This is a genomic window from Cryptocyanus atlanticus LEGE 06306, assembly GCF_056633155.1.
The window spans coordinates 393,587-406,875 of sequence record NZ_JBSJOZ010000001.1 but is presented as its reverse complement, the minus strand read 5'-3'; the positions used below and the strand labels follow the sequence as shown (position 1 = coordinate 406,875).

The following is a 13,289-nucleotide window of genomic DNA, read 5'->3' as shown; positions in this document are numbered from 1 at the left end:
CCTCCGGGCTGAATGGCCGGGTTCATGCGGTCGGTTCGTACCCCTCCGGAGATCGGCCGTCCGCGGCGTCCGCCGGATCCAGGGTCGGCACCCCCATCGCCGACCGGAGGTCATCCAGCGGCGCATCAACCTGCTGCCAGAAGTCCCAGTCGGCGTCAAACGTGTCACCCGTGGTGGCGTCGCCCCGGGTCCAGGCCACCCAGAACTTGCGGGCATCGAGCGCGCCCGTGGCGCTGCCGGCCGGCTCCACGAGCGGCACGCCCAGGTGCCAGCTCACGATCACCGGCAGGATGTGCCCGGCGAGTCCCTCGACCACGTGCATGCCTGCGGTGAAGGTGCTCACCAGCAGCTCCCCCTGCACGGAGGTGCCATATCCGGAGAGGATGTGGGCGGAGTCGTGGGGGGTGGTGAAGGACTCGGCCGCGGAGGCTTCCTGGCCGGCGAAGCCGAAGCCGTTGTCGCGGTAGAAGTCGTGGAAGGCCCGCCCGAACGACCCCACCGGCTTGTCGCCCAATGCCGCATACCGGGCCGTCAGCTGCGGATCCGGCGAATCCCGGTAGGGAAAGATCCAGGCGCCATAGGTCGAGACGTCCTCGACCCAGTCGCCTGTGAGGCTGGCCCGGTTGCGGCGCAGCATGTCGGCCCGTGCTGCGGCGAGCTGCCCACGGACCAGTTCGTGCAGATCGCCCACCGCGGGCTCGTCAATTCCCAGGGCCCGGGCGTACTCCCCCACCAGGTCAGCCGCAGCGGGAGCGATCGTGCCGTCGACGGTGGCGATGACCACGAGCGGCACGATCGCTTCGGAGCCCCTGGATCCCAGCGAATCGGCGAGACCTACCGGTGACACGGCGGGGAGGGAGTCGACCTCGAGGGGTTCCTTGATGCCGAACACCAGGAAGGCCGCCGACGTCAGGGCTCCTCGATCCATGGCGGTGAGGGGGCGGCCACCGGCTCGGGCCACCTCGGCCATCGCGGCCAGGATCCGTTTCGCCTGGTCCTCGCTGCCGTCGAAGATCACGATGGATGTCGGGCTCGAGTCTGGAGGCGGGTTGCGACCAGGGCGTGGAGCCCTGCGCAGCCTGGCATGAACCAGCCCATCCGGCGCATCCCCATGGAGTGATCCCAGGAGGACGGGTCGCCCGGGTCCGGGAAGGCCAGGGTGAGCTCAGGTCGGGCGACCCGTCGCAGAGAGAACCAAGCCGGTCCACACGGCTGTCGTCGAGCCAGCGGAACGAAGCGCCTGTCCATGTCCAACGAAGAGCCTGTCTGTGTTCGTCGCTCAACGAACCAGCGAGGGCGATGGCGCCGACCTGGTGGAAGCGGGGCCGTGCCGCCGTCGTACCCCATCGCCGGGAAGCAGCTCTGGTGAAGGGCAGGGTTGGCCGATCTCGCCCCTGCGCGCTCCGATCGGCTCGATGGCCTGGACCGCCAAGACGCAGGCGTGGCGATCATGGTGAGCAGATCTCTGGGGAGAGCCTGGGTACGTTGGACGCTCCAGCCCAACGACAGCAGGGGCGCCAACACGGTCTTGGCCGGATCCGTAGCCCTGGCCGCCGGCCGGCTCAACGACTCCTCCGGACCGGGGACCTGAACCGTTGGGGCGGCAACCGCAGGGCCAGGGCAGGCCAGCGGTGATCCTTCTCGGGCTCGCAGGTCAGGCTGCAAGGCGAAAGGGGTGGCCTCGCATCCGCCCACGGGTCGCCCTGGCGGTGCGCGCCCTCAGAACAAGGTGGTGCAGGTGGGGGTGGGCGTGAGCTTCATCAACGACCAGAGCGCGCCGTACTGGGCGGGTGACAGCGACAGCTCCGTCTGCATCCGGGCACCCATCGGCGTGCCGGGGGCGGCGGTGGCGCCGATCTCCGTGTTGATCACGGCCAGCCCCTGGCACATCTGCTCGATCTCGGGATTGAGTGCATTGCCGGCCCTGACGGACCCGGCCTGCAGGGCCAGGGGCATCAAGGCGCTGATCACCAGCGCCAGGGTTGGACTCCTCATGGGGCCGGCTTCGCCAGGGGCAGCAGACACTTGTCGGAATCGCAGCCGGCCGGCCCCGCCTCCACCAGTTCGCCACGGTCATAGCGCTGCAGGGCTTCGAAGAAGTCGTCGGTGCGGCGGCGGGCGATCACTTCCGCGCTCAGGCGGGTGTAAGTGGCCTGATCGATCGGCTCGAACGGCAGCCGGGGGAAGGTGGCGTTGGCATCGAAGCGGGCCAGCAGGGCCGCCGAGATGTAACCCTCGCCGCGATCGATCGCCCGATGGATCGCGGCGGCCAGGGGCTCGATCTCGTGCTCGCGAAACTCCACCGTGGCGGAGGTGTTGTGGGCCGTGTAGTGCGACTGCACCTGCATGTAGAAGTCGAACTGGGCCAGGGCGGAGAAGTTGTTGATCTCCACCAGATCGGCGCCGGGGATGTTGGCCCAGCTCACTTCGGTGGGGATCTCCACCAGCCATTCGGTGCAGCGTGGATCGAAGGGATCATCCAGCAGGCGGCCGTTCTCGTCCTTGTCGGATTGGCTCGGCACGATCGTGTAGCCGTAGTCCATGCAGGCCAGGGCCACCGGATCGTTCTTGCGGAAGGTGATCCGGCGGATGAAACGCTGGGCCTTGGGTGGATGCCAGCCCGGGCTGGCACCGGTGAGCAGGCTCTTGGTGCCGGCCGGCTGCACCGTGGTGCAGCGGTTGGGGCGGCGCAGGCGATGGCGGTCGCAGTAGTCCCACACCGCCTCGTTCACCCCCTGCTTCCAGCGGCCCAGATACTCCGCTTCCCGGGCCTTGAAGGCCAGCCCCTCCTCGGTTTCGGGGCGGCCCTGCTCCCACCACCGCAGCCAGGGGGTGCCGAAGGCATGCACGAAGAAGTCGAACAGGCCGGTGAAGCTCACCCCCACGATCGGATCCCAGGCGCGGCTCTGCCGGTAGCGTTCCACTTCGAAGTCGTGGTTGAGCAGGCAGGCCACCGCCAGGCCACCGGCCCGGAAGGCATCGGCCTGGGCCTGGTGGTCGGAAGGATCGATGCGGTTGAGATGGATCTCGGCCAGGTTGCAGTGGAAATCGGCGCCGAGGATTTCGCCGCAGGGATTGAGTCCATAGCGCCCCAGCCGGTGCTCCAGCTCGGCGGCTCCGATCTCCGGGTGGTGCAGCGTCAGCCAGCGGCCGGCTTCCTCGCGGCCCTGGTCCACGTAGATCTCGATGAACTCGCGGCGCAGCTCGGGGGTGGGCAGCAGGTCGGCGTTGGAGCGGGCGATCGCCTCGGGGGCGAACTGGATCGCGCCTTCGCCGCTCTGGAACTGCTTGGTGACGGCCTCCAGCACCACCTCCCTCGAGGGGCGGTGGTGGAACACCCGCGTGTGGTTGGCCATCCGCAGCGCGTCGCGCTCGGGATCGATGCGCCAGTTGCCCTCGGCGTCCTGCTCCCAGAGGTTCTCCTTGGCGCCGGCGGCCGAGAGATCCTCGGCGGCGAACTGGCGCATGCCGGCGCTGCGCCGGATGTTGCCGGCCACGATCGTGACGGCCGCCTCATCGATCAGCAGGCAGCACTCCACCGAGGTGAGCCGGCGGCCGTTGGCCTTGTTGAGGATCTGGGCGACCCGGCCGTAGAGATCCCCGAGCTTCACCGGATTGGCCATGCCGCCGAAGCCCTTGAGCGTTTCCCCCACCGGCCGCACATCGGAGAGGTCCACCGTGACCGTGATCGGGCGCTGGGCGTCGAAGCGCTCATCGCTGCTGAGCTCCAGCAGTAGCTGGTAGCTATCAACCCAGCCGCGGCGGGTGTCGCCCACCTTGATGGCGACCCGGTTGCCCTCGATGGTGTGGGTGGTGGCCTCCTGGCGCGCCCCGGCGGGGGTCAGCCCGATCGGGCTGACCCGCTCCACCACCAGCTGGTTGCGCACCACCGGCAGCCGCTCGATCAGGCGCGGTTCGATGATGGCGCCGGTGCCGCAGCCCATCATCGCCAGGTCCATCATCAGGGCGAAGGCGTCCCAGTCGACCAGGTTGGTGGAGGTGCAGTTGTAGGCCCCGGAGAAGTTGTGGCGCTGCTCGATCCAGGGGGTGCCGCCGATCCAGAGCCACCGCCCCGAGGGGAGCGCCTGCTGGTGGGTCTGCAGGCGGCGGATCAGGGCCACTTCCTCGCCGCTGAGCCCTCCGAGCTGGCGCAGACCCTCGAGGTTGCGCTCCGACACCTGGTGCCAGCTCTCGCGGCCGTCCGCGGTGCGGCGGGAGTAGGTGCGGTAGAAGACGGGGTTCGCCGCCGGGGCGGTGGCCGGGAAATCGGGCCGCTCGCTGGTGCCGCGCCGGGTGGGGTCCGCCAGATCGACGCGGATGGGAGTGAGGGTCACGGCGGCGCGGCTGGACTGGTGCAAGCAGGTTAACGCCACCAGTGGTGGCGGCAAGGTGGCCTTGGCACCAGCGACAGCGGTGGGGCGGACGGGGACCTCGAGCCCGGCTGAGCCGGCTGGCAGGCTGGCCCCATGACCAGCAGCAGCACCGAGCCCGACGCCGGCAGCGGCACCTCCCAGGGCAGCGGAGCGGCCTTCGGCCTGACCTCCCTGGCCGAGGCCGTGGCCCGGCGCCGCAATTTCGCGATCATTTCCCACCCCGACGCGGGCAAGACCACCCTCACCGAGAAACTGCTGCTCTACGGCGGGGCGATCCAGCAGGCCGGGGCGGTGAAGGCCAAGGGGGAGCAGCGCAAGGTCACCTCCGACTGGATGGAGCTGGAGAAGCAGCGCGGCATCTCGATCACCTCCACCGTGCTCCAGTTCGACTACGCCGGCAGCACGGTCAACCTCCTGGACACCCCCGGCCACCAGGACTTCTCGGAGGACACCTACCGCACCCTCGCCGCCGCCGACAACGCGGTGATGCTCGAGGATGCCGCCAAGGGCCTCGAGCCCCAGACCCGCAAGCTGTTCGAGGTCTGCCGGCTGCGGCGGATTCCGATCTTCACCTTCATCAACAAGATGGACCGGCCGGGTCGCGACCCCCTGGAGCTGATCGATGAGATCGAGAGCGAGCTGGGCCTCACCTGCTGGCCGGTGAACTGGCCGATCGGCAGCGGCGACCGTTTTCGGGGGGTGATCGACCGCCGCAGCCGCGATGTGATCCTGTTCACGCGGGCCGAACGGGGCCGCCAGGCCACCGAGCAGCGTCTGGCCGCCGGCAGCCTCGACCTGGCCGACCTGGTGGAGCCCGAGCTCCTGGCTCAGGCCCTCGAGGAACTGGAGCTGCTCGATGGGGCCGGGGCGGAGCTGGATCTCGAGCGGGTCCATGCCGGGGACCTGAGCCCGGTGTTCTTCGGGTCCGCCATGACCAATTTCGGGGTGCGGCCCTTCCTCGACGCCTTCCTGGAGCTGGCCCAGCGGCCGGTGGCCCGCAGCGGCCAGGACGGACCGGTCGATCCGCTGCGGCCCGAGTTCAGCGGTTTCGTGTTCAAGCTCCAGGCCAACATGGATCCCCGCCACCGCGACCGGATCGCCTTCGTGCGGGTCTGCTCCGGCCACTTCGAGAAGGACATGACCGTGCGCCACGCGCGCACCGGCCGCACTATCCGGCTCTCGAGGCCCCAGAAGCTGTTCGGCCAGGACCGGGAGGTGGTCGACGACGCCTACCCCGGCGACGTGATCGGCCTCAACAACCCGGGCATGTTCGCCATCGGCGACACCCTCTACGTGGGTCCGAAGGTGGAATACGAGGGCATTCCCTGCTTCAGCCCGGAGATCTTCGCCTGGCTGCGCAATCCCAATCCCTCCGCGTTCAAGAGCTTTCGCAAGGGGGTCAACGAGCTGCGCGAGGAGGGGGCGGTGCAGGTCCTCTACGACACCGATGCCAGCAAGCGGGATCCGATCCTGGCGGCGGTGGGTCAGCTGCAGCTGGAGGTGGTGCAGTACCGCCTGGAGCACGAGTACGGGGTGCAGACCCGGCTGGAGCCGCTGGAGTTCAGCATGGCCCGCTGGGTGGGGGGCGGCTGGCCGGCCCTCGAGAGGGTGGGGCGGATCTTCAACTGCCGCACCGTGCGCGATGCCTGGGACCGACCGGTGTTGCTGTTCCGCAACGCGTGGAACCTGCGTCAGCTGGGCGAGGACCATCCCGAGCTGGAGCTGAGCGCCGTGGCACCGGTGGTGAGCGGGGTGGAGCCGATCGCCCTCTGAGCCCGGCGGGGCGGGCGGATCCCCCCCTCGCGTCCCGCCGCCGCCGCCGCCAGACTGGATTGCAACGAAAGGTCACAAGCCATGCCTGAACCCTTCTGGCTGGTACGTCCTCGTCATGACGGTGGATCCGACTACGTCCGCTTTCTCCCCAGTCAGGAGACCGTCGAGGTGCGGGAAGGCAGTCACCTGCCCCCCCAGATGCCCCTGCTGAAGAGCCGTCACTGGCTGGCGGCCGAGGAGGCCGAGGCCCGCCGCCGGCAGCTCCAGCAGGAGGCTGGCTATCGCCACAGCGAACCGCTGTTCTGATCCGTTTCTCGAATCTCCCGCCTCGAACCTCCGCTCGGTCCGCGCCTCGATACGCTCGCTCCAGGATGCCCCCTGGTTCCGGAGGCCATGACCGAACGACCCGACCCATCGCCCAGTGCCGGCCCGTCCGGCCCCTACGACCGGCTCGGCATCACCCCCGATGCCAGCTTCGATGAGGTTCAGGCGGCCCGCAACGAGCGGCTGGAGGCCGTTGGCGATGATCCCCAGGCCCGCTCCCGGATCGAGGCCGCCTATGACGCCGTCCTGATGGAGCGTCTGAAGGAGCGCCAGCAGGGCCGCGTCAGCAGCGCCGCCGTGAGTGCCTCCAAGCGGGAGGAAGCCAAGCCGGCGGCGGCGGCCCGCCCCCCGGCGCGGCCGGCCCTGCCGGCCCTGCCGTCGTTGCCCCAGCTGCCGGGCGGCAAGCTCCAGGCCCCCAGCCTGTCCATGCCGGCCCTCGAGCTGGCCGATGGCCGGGAGCGCTGGTTCCCCCTGGTGGCCGACGGCCTGCTGCTGCTCCTCCTGCTGGTGGCACCCACCGCCTCCGCTGAGCTGCTGCTGGCGGTGGCCACCGGGGTCACGGTGATCAACCTGCAGCGGCGCCGCGGCCGGTTCCTGGCCGCCATCGGCTGGAGCTTCGCCCTGCTCAGCGTCGGCCTGCTGATCGGCGGCCTGCTGGTGGGTCTGCTGGATCCGTCCCTACCCCTGGGGCTGCCCTTGGCCCCGCCGCAGCTCCAGAGCCTGCCCGCCCTGCTGCTGCTGCTGTTGGGAGCCCTGCTGATCGTCTGAGCCCGGCGAACCGCCGCCCGGAGATCGCCTGTGCCCGCTCCGGCCCGCTGCTCAAGCCACCGCCAGCTCGGCGATCAGCTCGCTGAGCTCCGCCGCCTCCACGCTGTACACCTCGTTGCAGAAGTGGCAGGTCAGCTCGGCGCGCCCGTCCTCGTTCAGGATCGCATTCAGTTCGTCCCGGCCCAGCAGGCGCAGGGCGTTGACGCTGCGGCGCCGGGTGCAGGGGCAGTGGAAGGTCACCTCCTGGCGGGCCTCGGCGTCCTCCAGGGGCTGGGGATCGAGGTCGGGGAAGATGTCCTCGAGCAGCAGCTTGAGATTGTCCTGACAGGCCGCCAGCCGGCTGCTGAAGCCGCTGATCTCCCGGCAACGCTCCTCCAGCAGGGCCACCAGGGCGGGCTCCTGGGCCGCCTTGGGCAGCACCTGCACCAGCACCCCGCCCGCGCAGCGGACACCGGTGCTGTCGATCCGCTCCCCCACGAACACCGCCGAAGGGGTCTGCTCGGAGTGGAGCAGGTAGGAGGCCACGTCCTCGCCGATGCCACCGCTCACCAGTTCGACGGTGCTGCTGTACGGCTCACCGGAGCCCTTGTCGCGCACGACGTGCAGATAGCCGGTGCCGGTGGCGGTGCGGAAATCGAAGTGGGGTGTGCCGTCGGAGTCCGCCACCAGGTCGAGCTCCAGTCCGGGATGGCCCACGTAGCCCCGCACACTGCCGTCCCGCCCCGCATCCACCATCAGGCCCCGCAGGGGCCCGTCCGACTGGATGCGCAGGTTGACGCGGCCATGGGCCACCTTCATCGAACTGGCCAGCAGCAGGCCGGCCGTCATCGCCCGGCCCAGCAGGGCGGTGCTGAGGTACGAGAGCTGGTGGCGCCGCCGGGCGTAGCGGGTGGTGACGGTGGTGAGCGCCGCCACCAGGCGAATTCCCCCCTGGGCCGCGGTGGCCCGCAGCAACTGATCGGGCATCGCTTCCCCGCCGACTCAGGGCATCGTAGGGAGCGTGGGCCGGAGTTCCGGCCGGAGCTCCGGCCAGGGCGTCAGACCCCCAGCGCTCAGGCGCCAGCCGCCATCGATCACGCCGCGGAACAGCTCCGGTTCGTGGGTCACCACCAGCAGGGCCCGGTCGCGGCTGAGCTGGCCGATCAGCTCCAGCACCTCCTGCCGCACCGACCAGTCGAGGCCGGCGGTGGGCTCATCCAGCAGCAGCACCCGCGGATCCCGCAGCAGCTGCACCGCCAGGGCCAGCCGCCGCTGCTGCCCGCCGCTGAGCCGCTCCGGGGCCTGCTGGGCCGACACATCCGCCAGTCCCACCTGGCGCAGCACCGCCTCGGCCCGCTCCGTCGGCAGGCGCCGCTGGCCGAGCTTCAGCTCCTCCCCCACGCTCAGTCCGAGGAAATGGCGCTCGGGGAACTGGAAGACCAGACCGCAGAGCCAGCGCCGCTGGCGGGACCGCACCGGCTCGCCGTCCCAGAGGATCGTGCCGCCGCTCGGGTCGGCCAGGCCGCAGATCACCTCCAGCAGGGTGGTCTTGCCACAGCCGCTGCGGCCCGCCACCAAAGCCGGCCTGCCCACGGCCAGACGCAGGTTCACGTCGTCCAGCACCGCCGCGGCGCTGGTGGCCGGGTGGTAGCGGACGGAGCGGAGCTCGAGCATGGGGCGGCTGGACTCGACCCAGCTTGCCGCAGGCGTGTTTGATGGAGTGGCAGGCTCCAGGGCCGATCACCGTGGCAGCCGGACGGATGGAGATTCGCTTTCGTGAGATGGACCCGTTCAATTGCTGGATCTGGCTGCGCTTCGCCGCGCCACCCGGTCCGGGAGAGCGCGGCTATGTCGACACCGTCTTCGACAGCTGGTTCGTGCTCGGCAAGCTCGGCGGCTTCAATGCTGAGAACCTTCAGGTGCACGAGGAGGGGATTGACCTGAGCGGCATGACCTACGACCTGGAGGCGGCCGAGCGGGCCCTGCCCGCGCTCATGCACAACATGGGCCAGCCGGAGTACCGCCAGGAGTGGGGGCGCTGCTGGGTCGACCTGGGCACCAGCGACGGGGTGGCCCTGGATGTGCTCCTCAACGTCCTGCGCCAGCTCGACAACGACGTGGTCGAGATCGAGGCGGTGCTGGTCGGCGGCGTCAACGACGACTGGCCGGTGGAGGAGAATCCCGACGCCGCCTTCCCCTCCGGCGGCCCCTGAGGCCGGCCGTGAGCCGCGAACTGCGCCGCCTGCTGATCGATCCCGCCCGCCTGGCCGCCGCGGCGCCCGGGGACCCGCCGCTGCTGACCCTGCAGAGCGAGGAGCGGCGCTATCTGGGCCGGGTGCTGCGCCTTGGCTGCGGTGATCGCTTCGCCGTCCTCGATGGGGCGGGCCGGCTCTGGAGTGCCGCCCTGCTCGACGGGGGCCGGGCCAGGCTGGAGCAGCCGCTGGAGGCACCGCTGGAGCGCCAGCCCCCCCCCGTTCCGGCCCTCGAACTGGCCGTGGCCCTACCCCGCCGGGATGCCGACACCCTGATCCGCATGGCCTGCGAACTGGGGGTGGACCGGCTCCAGCCCCTGACCGCCGAGCGCGGGGTCCTGCGGGGGGAGGGGAAGGTCGACCGCCGGCAGGCGATCCTGCGGGAGGCCGCCGAGCAGTGCGAGCGGCTCTGGCTGCCCTGGCTCGGTGATCCCGTCCCCGCCGGCGCCTGGCTGGCCACCCCCCCCGCCGGAGTGGCCCTGCTGGCCACCCCCCGCCGGGCGGGGCTGGTCCCGCTGACCGGAGCGCTGCCACCGCTGGCTGCAGCGCCCGCGCCCGAAGGCTCCCCGCCCCACCTGCAGGTGGCGATCGGCCCGGAGGGGGGCTGGAGCCCGGCGGAGGAGGAGGGGGCGATTACCGCAGGCTGGCGGGCCGTCAGCCTCGGGCCCCGTATCCTGCGCACGTCCACCGCCGCGGTGGCGGCCCTGGCCCTGTTGGCCACCTGGCGTGACGGAGGCGCAGCGGGCTGATCCGTGCGCCGCACCGTCCTCAACTCTTGATCAGGCTCGCGGCAATGGCGCGGAAGGGGCCGATGTCGGCGCCGGCCCGGCGCCGCCGCCGGGGCAGGGCGCCGCCAGGAACGAGGCGCTCGGGGGCGAAGGTGATGCTGGTGGGGGCGGGGCGGCTCTCCTGCTCACGCCGCAGCTCCAGGGCGATCGCTTCGGCGGTGGTGAGGGTCGTGCCCTCCGTGGCGAGGGGGGGGGCGGCCGAAACGGCCGGGTCCGCCGCCGGATCGGCCTCGACGGACGCCGGTTCCGGGGACGCCGGCTCCAGCGGCGCCACGGTCACGGGCTTGGGGTCCTGGGCGGCCGAGTCCTTGTCGAAGTTGAGAAAGAACCCCTTGCGTTTGAAGATCATGACGCCGGCTGTGCAGGGCGAGTGGGCTGATTATCCGTTGCGTCGGTCCCGGCCCCGCGGCCCCTTAGGGGAGTGCAACAGAGGGGCGGGTGGGAAGACTGGAGGTCCCCTGCCCTCCGACCTGCCGTGCCCCTGGTCTGGTTCGCCGTTCTGCCCCCGCCCGCCCCCGGCCCCGGCGGGGCTGCGGGCTGGTGGGTGGCCCTGGCCCTGAACGCGGTGCTGATCGCCTTCGCCCAGCGGCTGCCGTTGCTCACCCCCGCCGGCTGGCTGCACGCCGGAATCCTCGGCACCCTGCTCTGGGGCACCCTGGGCTGGCGCGGCTGGCTGGCGGTGGTGCTGTATCTCGCCCTCGGCTCCCTGGTGACCCGGCTGGGCTACCGCCGCAAGCGCGACGAGGGTCTGGCCGAAGCCAGGGGCGGGCGCCGCGGCCCGGAGAACGTCTGGGGATCGGCCGCCACCGGGGCCGCCCTGGCCCTGCTGACCACCGCACCGGCCGCGCCGGTGCCGTTGCTGCTGATCGGGTTTTCGGCCAGCTTCGCCGCCAAGCTGGCCGACACCTGCGGCAGCGAGATCGGCAAGCGCTGGGGGCGCACCACGGTGCTGATCACCAGCCTGCGCCCGGTGCCCCCCGGCACCGAGGGGGCGATCAGCCTGGAGGGCTCCCTGGCCAGCCTGGCCGGCAGCGCCGGGATGGCCCTGCTGCTGCTGGCGTTGGGGTTGCTCTCCGGCCCCGCCGGCTGGCTTCTGGTCACGGCGGTGGGGCTGGCGGCCACCCTGATCGAGAGCGTGATCGGCGCGACCCTGCAGCGCCGCCTGATCTGGCTCAGCAATGAGCTGGTGAACGCCCTGCAGACCCTGATCGCGGCGGCGCTGGCCATGGGACTCGCCGTGGCCCTGGGGCTGGTGCCGCCAGCGGGAGCCTGATCCGGGGCCATTCAGCCGGGTTGGTCCTGGCGGAGGTCAGCCCGCAGCTGAATCAGCAGCTCCTCGAAGCGCTGGCGGCAGGCCCGGGAGGGCAGGTCCAGGCCCTGCGCCAGCTGCCGCCAGGACCTGCCCGCCAGCACCCGCCGCTCCAGCAGCTGGCGCAGGATCGGATCGAGCCGCTCCAGCCGGTGGCGCAGCCGCCGTTGGGTGGCGGGCTCGCGGCAGGGGGAGTCGTCGTGGTGGTCGGGCCGGCAGGGGTGCGGCGGCTCGCTGGCCGGCAGCAGATCCAGCAGGCTGAAGCCGCCCTCTTCCCCGTCCTGACAGGGGGTGTCGAGGCTGCGCAGCTGCAGGGCCGTGTGGAGGTCGCAGGCTTCGCGCCAGCGTTCCGGCCGGCAGCCCAGGGCCTCGGCCAGGGCGGCCTCCGTCAGGGGCGCCAGCCGCTGGTGTTGTCGCTGCTGCTGGAGCCGCTGGCCCCGGGCGTGCAGATCCCGCAGCTGGCGCGAGCAGCGCAGGGGTGGATGCTGATCGCGCAGGTGGTGCAGCATCGCCCCCTGGATGAAGGGCACGGCATAGCTGCTCAGGGCGGTGTGGCGACTGGGATCGAAGGCCTCGATCGCCCGGATCAGCCCGAGGCATCCCAGCTGGACCAGGTCCTCGTAGGGAAGGCTGGTCCGCTGGCTCTGGCGCGCCGCCACCCGACGCACCAGGGGGAGATTGAGCTCCACCAGGTGGTTGCGCTGCTGGAGGTCACCGCTGCCGCGGTAGCGGCGCAGCAGGTGGGTGTTGTCCCGGTGGCCGGTGCTTCGGGGGGCGGAGGCGCCGGAACCGCTGGTCGGGCTGGGTTCGGGGGTGCTGGCGGGGCGCCGGGGGCTGGTGGAGCGGGGCATGGGGAAGCCGCGAGGTCCGTCCTTTCACGGTCGTCCGCAAGGCCGCTTCGGCGCTTCCCCCGGGCCGGTGAAACCGGGTCCCCCGCCGGGGTGAAGTCCGGGTCCCCCATCCGGGTGACGGCGCCCGTCCCGCCAGGGGGAGGTGCTACAGCGCCGGCGTCACGGCCCCCTGGTGCTCCAGGCCCGCCCAGCGGAGCAGGGCGGGCCACTGCCGCACCCGCTCATAGAGAACCTGATGCCCGTCGGCGTTGAGGTGCAGCCCGTCGCCGCCCAGCAGTCGCAGCCAGCGGGGGTCGGCCAGCAGGCCGTCGAGCAGGGGCAGGAAGGGCACGTCGGCCTCCAGGCAGGCCTCCTCCAGCAGGCCCTCGTAGCGCCGGGCCGTGGCCAGGTCATACCAGAGGCACTCCGCCCAGGGCATCAGCGCCTCGTCCACGGGGGTCAGACCCAGGACCAGCACCGGAGCGATCGCCCTCGCCTGCTGGAGCAACTGCTCGAGGCCGAACAGGAACGCGTCCGGATCCAGCTGATGGCGGCCGTCCGGCCGTCCCACCCGGGCCGTGTCATTCAGACCCACCCCGATCAGGATCCCCTGGGGTCGCTGCCGCCGCAGTTCGCCCCGGCAGCCCACTTCGGCCGGCAGGCGCGCCGCCAGCCGCTCCAGCCCGTCCCCGCGCACCCCCAGGTTGTAGAGCACCGGTCCCTGGGGCTGGGCCATCCACTGGCGGCGCAGCCGCTCGCACCAGCCTCCCCCGTCCGGATCCCCCCAGCCGTAGACCCCACTGTCCCCCAGCACGATCAGCTTGCGGGGCGCCGCCGCGGCTCGGATCCGGGAGTCCGGCTCGGCGGGCCGCTCAGGGGAGAAGGGGGGCATG

Annotated in this window: 14 protein-coding genes; 6 read left to right on the top strand and 8 right to left on the bottom strand. The window is 71.6% G+C overall.

Annotated elements, in window-relative coordinates; translation table 11 throughout:
* Nucleotides 1–22: 22 nt before the first annotated feature.
* The 3 genes from ACWJI7_RS02115 to nrdJ all read right to left on the bottom strand — a co-directional run bounded on the left by ACWJI7_RS02115 (nucleotide 23) and on the right by nrdJ (nucleotide 4,334).
* The gene (locus tag ACWJI7_RS02115; RefSeq protein ID WP_479934897.1) at nucleotides 23–1,018 is read right to left on the bottom strand and encodes a hypothetical protein; all 996 of its coding nucleotides are present in this window, start codon (nucleotides 1,016–1,018) and stop codon (nucleotides 23–25) included.
* A gap of 701 nt (nucleotides 1,019–1,719) precedes the next feature.
* Entirely contained in the window at nucleotides 1,720–1,995 is a 276-nt protein-coding gene (locus ACWJI7_RS02110; RefSeq protein WP_479934895.1) for a hypothetical protein, read from the bottom strand.
* Nucleotides 1,992–4,334 (bottom strand): ribonucleoside-triphosphate reductase, adenosylcobalamin-dependent, encoded by a 2,343-nt coding sequence (gene nrdJ, locus ACWJI7_RS02105; RefSeq protein WP_479934893.1) that lies wholly within the window; start codon nucleotides 4,332–4,334, stop codon nucleotides 1,992–1,994. Before nrdJ ends, ACWJI7_RS02110 begins: the two co-directional genes overlap by 4 nt.
* Nucleotides 4,335–4,466: 132 nt before the next feature.
* Between nrdJ and ACWJI7_RS02100 the strand changes: the two genes are divergently transcribed.
* From ACWJI7_RS02100 to ACWJI7_RS02090, 3 genes are all read left to right on the top strand, one after another.
* Nucleotides 4,467–6,146 (top strand): peptide chain release factor 3, encoded by a 1,680-nt coding sequence (locus ACWJI7_RS02100; RefSeq protein WP_479934891.1) that lies wholly within the window; start codon nucleotides 4,467–4,469, stop codon nucleotides 6,144–6,146.
* Nucleotides 6,147–6,227: 81 nt separating this feature from the next.
* On the top strand, nucleotides 6,228–6,452 hold the full coding sequence (locus ACWJI7_RS02095) for a hypothetical protein (protein ID WP_479934889.1): 225 nt from the start codon (nucleotides 6,228–6,230) through the stop codon (nucleotides 6,450–6,452).
* Nucleotides 6,453–6,539: 87 nt separating this feature from the next.
* Entirely contained in the window at nucleotides 6,540–7,238 is a 699-nt protein-coding gene (locus ACWJI7_RS02090; RefSeq protein WP_479934887.1) for a CPP1-like family protein, read from the top strand.
* Nucleotides 7,239–7,289: 51 nt separating this feature from the next.
* Here ACWJI7_RS02090 and hslO read toward each other — a convergent pair whose 3' ends face one another.
* Both hslO and ACWJI7_RS02080 read right to left on the bottom strand, forming a co-directional pair.
* Nucleotides 7,290–8,204 carry an Hsp33 family molecular chaperone HslO gene (gene hslO / locus ACWJI7_RS02085; protein ID WP_479934885.1) on the bottom strand — a complete coding sequence of 305 codons (915 nt, stop codon included), beginning with the start codon at nucleotides 8,202–8,204 and terminating at the stop codon, nucleotides 7,290–7,292.
* Between the two features lie 15 nt (nucleotides 8,205–8,219).
* Nucleotides 8,220–8,891 (bottom strand): ABC transporter ATP-binding protein, encoded by a 672-nt coding sequence (locus ACWJI7_RS02080; protein WP_479934883.1) that lies wholly within the window; start codon nucleotides 8,889–8,891, stop codon nucleotides 8,220–8,222.
* 86 nt (nucleotides 8,892–8,977) lie between these two features.
* On the opposite strand from ACWJI7_RS02080, the gene ACWJI7_RS02075 reads away from it, so the two are divergent.
* Both ACWJI7_RS02075 and ACWJI7_RS02070 read left to right on the top strand, forming a co-directional pair.
* Nucleotides 8,978–9,430: a DUF3531 family protein gene (locus ACWJI7_RS02075; protein ID WP_479934881.1), complete on the top strand. Its 453-nt coding sequence runs from the start codon at nucleotides 8,978–8,980 to the stop codon at nucleotides 9,428–9,430.
* 8 nt (nucleotides 9,431–9,438) lie between these two features.
* On the top strand, nucleotides 9,439–10,218 hold the full coding sequence (locus ACWJI7_RS02070) for a 16S rRNA (uracil(1498)-N(3))-methyltransferase (protein ID WP_479934879.1): 780 nt from the start codon (nucleotides 9,439–9,441) through the stop codon (nucleotides 10,216–10,218).
* A gap of 19 nt (nucleotides 10,219–10,237) precedes the next feature.
* Here the strand turns inward: ACWJI7_RS02070 and ACWJI7_RS02065 are convergent, their stop codons facing one another.
* Nucleotides 10,238–10,606: a hypothetical protein gene (locus ACWJI7_RS02065; protein WP_479934877.1), complete on the bottom strand. Its 369-nt coding sequence runs from the start codon at nucleotides 10,604–10,606 to the stop codon at nucleotides 10,238–10,240.
* Nucleotides 10,607–10,738: 132 nt separating this feature from the next.
* Here ACWJI7_RS02065 and ACWJI7_RS02060 point away from each other — a divergent pair, with 132 nt between their 5' ends.
* On the top strand, nucleotides 10,739–11,530 hold the full coding sequence (locus ACWJI7_RS02060) for a DUF92 domain-containing protein (RefSeq protein ID WP_479935138.1): 792 nt from the start codon (nucleotides 10,739–10,741) through the stop codon (nucleotides 11,528–11,530).
* Nucleotides 11,531–11,541: 11 nt separating this feature from the next.
* On the opposite strand, the gene ACWJI7_RS02055 is transcribed toward ACWJI7_RS02060, so the two are convergent.
* Both ACWJI7_RS02055 and ACWJI7_RS02050 read right to left on the bottom strand, forming a co-directional pair.
* The gene (locus ACWJI7_RS02055) at nucleotides 11,542–12,417 is read right to left on the bottom strand and encodes a sigma-70 family RNA polymerase sigma factor (RefSeq protein ID WP_479934875.1); all 876 of its coding nucleotides are present in this window, start codon (nucleotides 12,415–12,417) and stop codon (nucleotides 11,542–11,544) included.
* Between the two features lie 145 nt (nucleotides 12,418–12,562).
* On the bottom strand, nucleotides 12,563–13,288 hold the full coding sequence (locus tag ACWJI7_RS02050) for a GDSL-type esterase/lipase family protein (RefSeq protein ID WP_479934873.1): 726 nt from the start codon (nucleotides 13,286–13,288) through the stop codon (nucleotides 12,563–12,565).
* Nucleotide 13,289 lies beyond the last annotated feature (1 nt).

Excerpts from the sequence above, each read along its gene's own strand:
- ACWJI7_RS02110 (WP_479934895.1), bottom strand. The coding sequence starts at position 1,995 with ATGAGGAGTCCAACCCTGGCGCTGGTGATCAGCGCCTTGATGCCCCTG.
- ACWJI7_RS02100 (WP_479934891.1), top strand. The coding sequence starts at position 4,467 with ATGACCAGCAGCAGCACCGAGCCCGACGCCGGCAGCGGCACCTCCCAG.
- ACWJI7_RS02095 (WP_479934889.1), top strand. The coding sequence starts at position 6,228 with ATGCCTGAACCCTTCTGGCTGGTACGTCCTCGTCATGACGGTGGATCC.
- ACWJI7_RS02090 (WP_479934887.1), top strand. The coding sequence starts at position 6,540 with ATGACCGAACGACCCGACCCATCGCCCAGTGCCGGCCCGTCCGGCCCC.
- hslO (WP_479934885.1), bottom strand. The coding sequence starts at position 8,204 with ATGCCCGATCAGTTGCTGCGGGCCACCGCGGCCCAGGGGGGAATTCGC.
- ACWJI7_RS02080 (WP_479934883.1), bottom strand. The coding sequence starts at position 8,891 with ATGCTCGAGCTCCGCTCCGTCCGCTACCACCCGGCCACCAGCGCCGCG.
- ACWJI7_RS02075 (WP_479934881.1), top strand. The coding sequence starts at position 8,978 with ATGGAGATTCGCTTTCGTGAGATGGACCCGTTCAATTGCTGGATCTGG.
- ACWJI7_RS02065 (WP_479934877.1), bottom strand. The coding sequence starts at position 10,606 with ATGATCTTCAAACGCAAGGGGTTCTTTCTCAACTTCGACAAGGACTCG.
- ACWJI7_RS02055 (WP_479934875.1), bottom strand. The coding sequence starts at position 12,417 with ATGCCCCGCTCCACCAGCCCCCGGCGCCCCGCCAGCACCCCCGAACCC.
- ACWJI7_RS02050 (WP_479934873.1), bottom strand. The coding sequence starts at position 13,288 with ATGCCCCCCTTCTCCCCTGAGCGGCCCGCCGAGCCGGACTCCCGGATC.